The organism is Vibrio sp. 10N.261.55.C5, assembly GCF_041470505.1.
Lineage (GTDB): Bacteria > Pseudomonadota > Gammaproteobacteria > Enterobacterales > Vibrionaceae > Vibrio > Vibrio crassostreae_C.
In genome coordinates this window covers 1-6,099 of record NZ_JBFRMS010000085.1, presented here as the reverse complement: position 1 = coordinate 6,099, position 6,099 = coordinate 1, and the positions used below count along the sequence as shown (strand labels likewise).

Below are 6,099 nucleotides of genomic sequence, written 5' to 3'. Positions count from 1 at the left end.
AACTACCTTGAAAAACACCGTTACTTAAAAGATCTCAAAGTAAGATTAAATATTTTAATCATTTAAAATCATATCTTTAAGGATAAAGCCCGTTGGATAATAGTAAGCACCAGAGGGCGAGTTGGAAATTTTTAGGTTTGACTTTTCATAGTATTGCTACACAAACTCGAAGTTGAGTATAGATGAATTAGGGTCCACTCTCCCCAAATCACTGAAGAAGGTCTTTTACTATGAGATGCCAATGAATCTAAAGGGCAGAACATTGGAAGCCCGTTGGAAAACATTAGAGAGGTTGTTTCTAGCGTGGATACTGAGTTAATTATGGATAGGCTGTGTCATCTAGGTGAAGATTATGTCAGTTGGTATACCTCCTACTTGGTGGCCAGCTACGGACATATAACGCCTCAAGACATTATCAACAAATATGGTGCTTCTGCATTACTGCAGTACATTGACATGAAGCTTGAGGGAGGTTACGAATAGTCAGATTTTATTATTCTTGTAGTATTTACAACTTAGACTCTCTCTGACCATATATATGAATTCAGCCAATCCCTTTTTATAAGTCAAAGGATTACTTTCTTAAATTCAATATCAATACCAAACCGGAGTGCGATTTTTTCTACATCTGATGGGTAAAAAGCATACTCTTTATCGATAATCCTTACTGTTGTTACTTCTAGCGCCCCTTCATCTTTTAAAAATTCGGGATAGAGTGCAGGGTAACTCTCTTGAATGCTGCTCAAAAACTCGGATGTTAATATGTACGGTGCGTTAACAGAACCAAAATAAACATTTAGCGTAATCATCTATCGCCTCAGCTATCCTTAATAATTATCAAAGTACTCTTTGATTCCATTTATCTCGGTTACGTATCAGACGAGCGCGTTGATTTCATCAAGTTAAACCAGTTATATACAAGTACCATCATAAGCATAACCAGCATTTTTGATAGGTATTTCTTGGTTTTAAGTTAGTTTCAAACTTAATACTGTCGTCTATTACGCTGTTTAATAGAACCCTACACTCTTCAAGTGTTGAGCTTTTACCTTGGTTAAATGTACTTACACCGGACCTAAAGCCGCCACCAATCGGATTTTCCCTACCAAACCGTGACGAATTGACTTAAAAACCGCGTGAAGAACGAATTTAGCTACTATAGTCCATAGAACCAACCAAAAAACGCCTCAACCCCGCGTTTTCCCTACCATAAGGCAAAGGACAAAGGTATTGATGATTGATTCCCGTCTGCCTACTAACCTTCAACCAGTGCCAATATGAAGGCTATTAACCTTCAAGTTGTCACGATTTCGATTGAACTTAGATCTATTACAGCCCTTTAAAAACATATACATAGAGTATCTTAGCTCTGACCTGGAAGTACATAACCCATAGCCAATACGGCTATAGGTTTCTAAACATTGTTGGTTTGCACTTCCCGTAGTTTAATAGGCGTTTTTAGGTCGTCCACAGCTTTCACTGTCGGTTAATGGCACCAAACGCCCCGTTTCGAAATGACCTAAAACCGCGAGCACTGCGAATTTAGCTACCACAGTCCATTGGGCTTAACAAAAAACGCGTCGGGCCCCAATTTGCCTACCATTAGGTAACGAACAAAGGTAAACCATGATTGACTAGCAGCTTACTAGCCTTCGAAGGTACGTCTTAAACCGAAAATTGTCACGATTTCAGTAGGTCATCAGAGCAGCCGCAGTTATTAAGTGTCAACTGTATCGAACCTAGTCTGGAGTGAGGTAAATTGTCCTTTTAGCACATTGTTGGACAAAAACACGTTAGAGTAAGAACTCTAACGTACTTAACAAGGATTAGAAAAAGTATCTTTAAGCCTTAAACGCTTGTATGAGAAATTAAATATGACCTTTTCGTATAATTGTAAAACCCTTTGATTTAGATTCATATACGCCTAGGTCTAACCAATCAATCTCCCATCTCAACTTAAACTTGGATTTAAGTTTATCCCGTTGATCGAAGAACATTTGTTCTACAAATTCTCTACTTTGAAGCTGACTGTCGCACTGCAATATTGCATTCCAATATTCACTAGCGATCTGATGAATATGTATAGGGTGACCAGACATGGTCGTATACAGATCTTTATGAATTTCAGACCACAATTCTAATGTGCCATGCATCCGATTTTGTTCAGGAGTATCCCCTTCAAAAATACCGTGAGTAAACACCCCTATAATATGGAATTCATTGCGAGTGATCTTCACTAGCAACAGAAAATTACCCTTGTTGGATTTACCTGACTTCAAATGTAGGTGGTGAAAGCCTTTAGTATTTAATAGTCGGTCTTTACATAACCACCTATCATCTTGACGAAGAATTTCAGCGTTGGGAGAGAACCCACGACTTAGGACTTCATTTGACAGATGATCATTCAGATCTTCGCCAATTTCAGCTTTGTTAATTATTTTTTGAATATCGTTGCTATGTTTAACCCAAAGTGGTTGTACGGTTAAAGCTACATTGAAAATCACTGTTCTTGGCCTCGGTGGAATCAACCTTGAAGCCCAATGTAAATAGTGGAATAAAACTAAAACTAGCGTCTGTTCCAGTAAGCAATCTTTGGATTCTTTAGTGTTAGGAACACAAGGGATTCTATTTACTAGTAGCTGCTTAAAAGCCTTCAGTGACTTTGATTCTTCCACACACATACCTCTATCACATGTAGCTGCGTTACGTAGTGAGCAACGCCACCACCGAACCTATTGTGCCGTAAACACTAAAGCTGATTCAAACCAAAAATGCCAAGCGTTGCGAATCTGATTGAATTGCTTGAATTGTTTGTATGGTTCTTTGGTTTACTCCATGATTATCAAGTTTACGTAACTTTTTTCGATACCACGCCTTTCACACCAGTTGTCTAAACGCTCTCGGCTAGATGAAATAAAGTCATGATCCTCACTATCTGTAACCATATGTAGTAGAGATGAAATCGGCCGAAAATAATCTCCGACTTGCTTGAATAACAAGGTATTCATAAGTCGTTTTAGAAGAGCATCGAGCTGTACTTCATGACTTGAGGCAATTTCATCAATACTATCCAAGTCAACGTAGCCACCAAAAACCATCATTGAGTGAATAACGCTTTTTATGTCTTTGCTGATTTCGACGGGTTGCCATTCTTGTTGACTTTCCCGTGCGCTAAGATCAGATTCTTTTAGCCTTATGGGAGAATAGTACCAACCTGCACTATCTTCTGTTTCAAGTGGTTTAGCAAACAATAGTGGAACTGCTGTTTCTGTATCAGAATCTTCTCCCCAAGGCATAGCAACGTCAAAATACAGAGATATCTTAGACCAAATAACTTCTAGAATTATACGGGCAGCATTCCCTTTCGTTGAAAGCAAAGCCGCCCACTCACGATCTTCGTTGATGCCGATGAAGGGAACACCATTGCCCTTAACGATGCTAAAGCCGTTGGTTGTGACCAGTGACGGTAGACTTGGAATACCAAGCCCCTCACCAGATTCTTCACCTTTTTCAGATAGAATATCTAAGAAAGCATTACGCATTCCTGATTCAGTCGTATAACCACCATAACCTTGGATAATGCTTAGCGGAGCTAGTGTTTCTTGAACTAATGAGTAAAAAAGTATCCCATCTGATTTTGATAGGTTATTAATCTGGCTGTACTTCTCAGGTGCTTCTTTACCTGTTATTTGTGAGAAGTGCTTACGCGCAGCATCCACATTTGGTTCAAATGTAGGGTCTTCATCAAATTTTGATTCAAAGAACTCGGCGTACTTTTTCCTGATGACTCTCAGGTGATCAAACGCATCTATGTAATCAGCTTTATTTAGTGTTTTCTTAACTTCAAAAATGCAAAGCACTTGATCTATAGAATAAATATATTCTTGCGTTCGACCATATTGTTTCCCCTCACCACAGACCAACATTCCATCTATTTGTTGAGGTAACATTTCATCTCCGACAGAAATGAAGCCAGACACTACCTTCAAGTCTAAGCCTTTTGGGATCGCAAAGTCTTGGTCTATCCCTTGCTTTGTTATCTCCTCATATGCACTTCCTAACGTAGGCATGTGGGGCATATCGACCTCATCTAATGCCTGCGTTTCAATTCGTATGAACTGCTCTAACAGTTCTGATGCTTTTTCTATCATTCTTTCACCCACTTTTTCGAAGAACAGAACGCTACTTAGATGGTTAATAGCTGCTTTAATCCCGACATACAGCCCTTTTATATATCACTTCAATTTATGATCAATAGGTTAGTAGCCATATTAAGAAGTTAGACTGCAAAACGACGTAAACTGCGAGGTGTGCAGCACTCGGATAACTTTTGGTGGAGAAAACGTATGCCAGTGATATGTAAATGAGCATTTACTTTAGCTAACTCAAAGCTGTCGAGTAGACGACACTTGTTACCAAGTGTCGCCCCTCTAAGAACCGTACGTGCAACTTTCACTGCATACGGCTCAAGCCTCCACTAATGCATCATTGATACCCAGCAACTTATAACGCAGTCAGGACAGGCTCTTTTCAAGAGTTACGAGCTAGCCTTTTGGGTTTTCTCTTCACCAAGTATTCTTGGTATTGAGGGTCAAAAGGGGTCGCAGCACTCCTAATTTTCACGTGTCGTTCGATCGGCACTTTTGCTATTTGGTACAGATTGAAGTGACAGTCCATGTTCATGATTTTCTGCCAACCGTGAAATTGCCACTGGCCTTTACGATTGAGGAAGTACTTATGAACAACCCAGTCTTTGGACTTGGTTGGATGACGTCTAACTGCCCAGTGCCATAGCGCTTGGAATAGTTTGTGGCCGACATACCCGAATATTTGTTTAGCAACACAGTGGCGATAGTAATTCGCCCATCCCCTGAGTTTCGGATTTATCAACTTGATAAGATCGTTAACAGGGATGGTTGCGTGCTTTTTGATGAGTTCTCGTAGATTTCTCAAAAATAACAACGTGTTGGATTTGCTCGGCTTGATGAGCAATTTCCCTTTGTACTTCCTGTGATTGAAGCCTAGAAAGTCAAAGCCATCATCAATATGAGTGATCTTCGTTTTCTCTTCGGAGAGGGCTAACCCTCTTTCTGCCAAAAAGTCAGCAATCAATGGTTTGATGTCGTTCCTAGCACTTCCTTTGAAGAGCAAGTAACCACGAAATCATCCGCGTAACCGATAAAGTTGGCCCTAGCACCCTTTTTCAGGGCTGTAGATTTTATTTGTTGCTCTATTCCCGCGAGAGTCATTAGCATCAAGGTTGGAGAGATTATTCCACCTTGAGGTGTACCCTCATCGGTATCATAGAACAGACCCTTATCCACATAGCCAGACTTTAACCATTGCTCTAACATACGTTTATCTACCGTGATATTGTCCATAAGCCATTGATGCCCGATTTTGTCGAAGCAAGCCTTAATATCTCCCTCAAGAACCCACTTAGCTGATCGCTTTAGAGCCAAACATTTGAAGCACTGACTGACGGCGTCAGCCGTGCTGCGATTTGGCCTAAACCCATAGCTATTGAGGTCGGCAAGCGTTTCGGACACTGTTTCTAATGCTAGAAGGTGGAGGGCTTGTTGCGCTCTATCAATCATGCATGGAATACCCAATGGCCTGAGCTTACCGTTCTTTTTGGGAATGTAGATACGTTTGAGTGGTTTTGCAGAGTAAGCCTTGCGGCTCAGTTGATTGACTGCTTTCATACGGCGTACATCTGTGTTCCAGGTGACACCGTCTATTCCAGACGTTTTACTGCCTTTATTCTGAGAGACTCGCTTAACCGCAAGAAGCTTGGCTGAGCGAGAATGAGTCAAGAGCCACTGTAAGGACTTCACCTTACTGTATTTCTGTTCTCTAGTTGCTTTTGCGATACGCATTTGAAGCTTCAATACGTGTGCTTCAACGGATTTCCAGTCGATGGACTGCCATTGAGTGCCGTCAGAAGATGCACTAATCTCTTTCGATATCACCATTTGCTTTTTCCGACCTCCTATACCTGCATCACTATCGGCCACAAAGGCTTTCCCAAAGGGAGTGATACAGGCTTACCCTGTTCCGTATGTTACGTAAAATGTCGGCTTAGATGCCCACTATAGA

4 protein-coding genes and 1 pseudogene are annotated in these 6,099 nt (G+C 40.7%); 1 reads left to right on the top strand and 4 read right to left on the bottom strand.

Features of this window, described 5'->3' with window-relative positions; genetic code table 11:
* Positions 1-273: 273 nt before the first annotated feature.
* Positions 274-483, top strand: coding sequence for a hypothetical protein (locus AB4263_RS22590; protein WP_231718271.1), 210 nt, complete (start codon positions 274-276; stop codon positions 481-483).
* A gap of 83 nt (positions 484-566) precedes the next feature.
* Here the strand turns inward: AB4263_RS22590 and AB4263_RS22585 are convergent, their stop codons facing one another.
* From AB4263_RS22585 to ltrA, 4 genes and pseudogenes are all read right to left on the bottom strand, one after another.
* On the bottom strand, positions 567-809 hold the full coding sequence (locus AB4263_RS22585; protein ID WP_372042974.1) for a hypothetical protein: 243 nt from the start codon (positions 807-809) through the stop codon (positions 567-569).
* Positions 810-1,868: 1,059 nt separating this feature from the next.
* Positions 1,869-2,675, bottom strand: a complete 807-nt coding sequence (locus AB4263_RS22580) for a hypothetical protein (protein WP_372098937.1) — start codon at positions 2,673-2,675, stop codon at positions 1,869-1,871.
* Positions 2,676-2,828: 153 nt separating this feature from the next.
* Positions 2,829-4,151: a DUF6602 domain-containing protein gene (locus AB4263_RS22575; RefSeq protein ID WP_372043131.1), complete on the bottom strand. Its 1,323-nt coding sequence runs from the start codon at positions 4,149-4,151 to the stop codon at positions 2,829-2,831.
* A gap of 379 nt (positions 4,152-4,530) precedes the next feature.
* A pseudogene (ltrA, locus tag AB4263_RS22570) lies at positions 4,531-5,975 on the bottom strand (group II intron reverse transcriptase/maturase).
* Between the last annotated feature and the right edge of the window lie 124 nt (positions 5,976-6,099).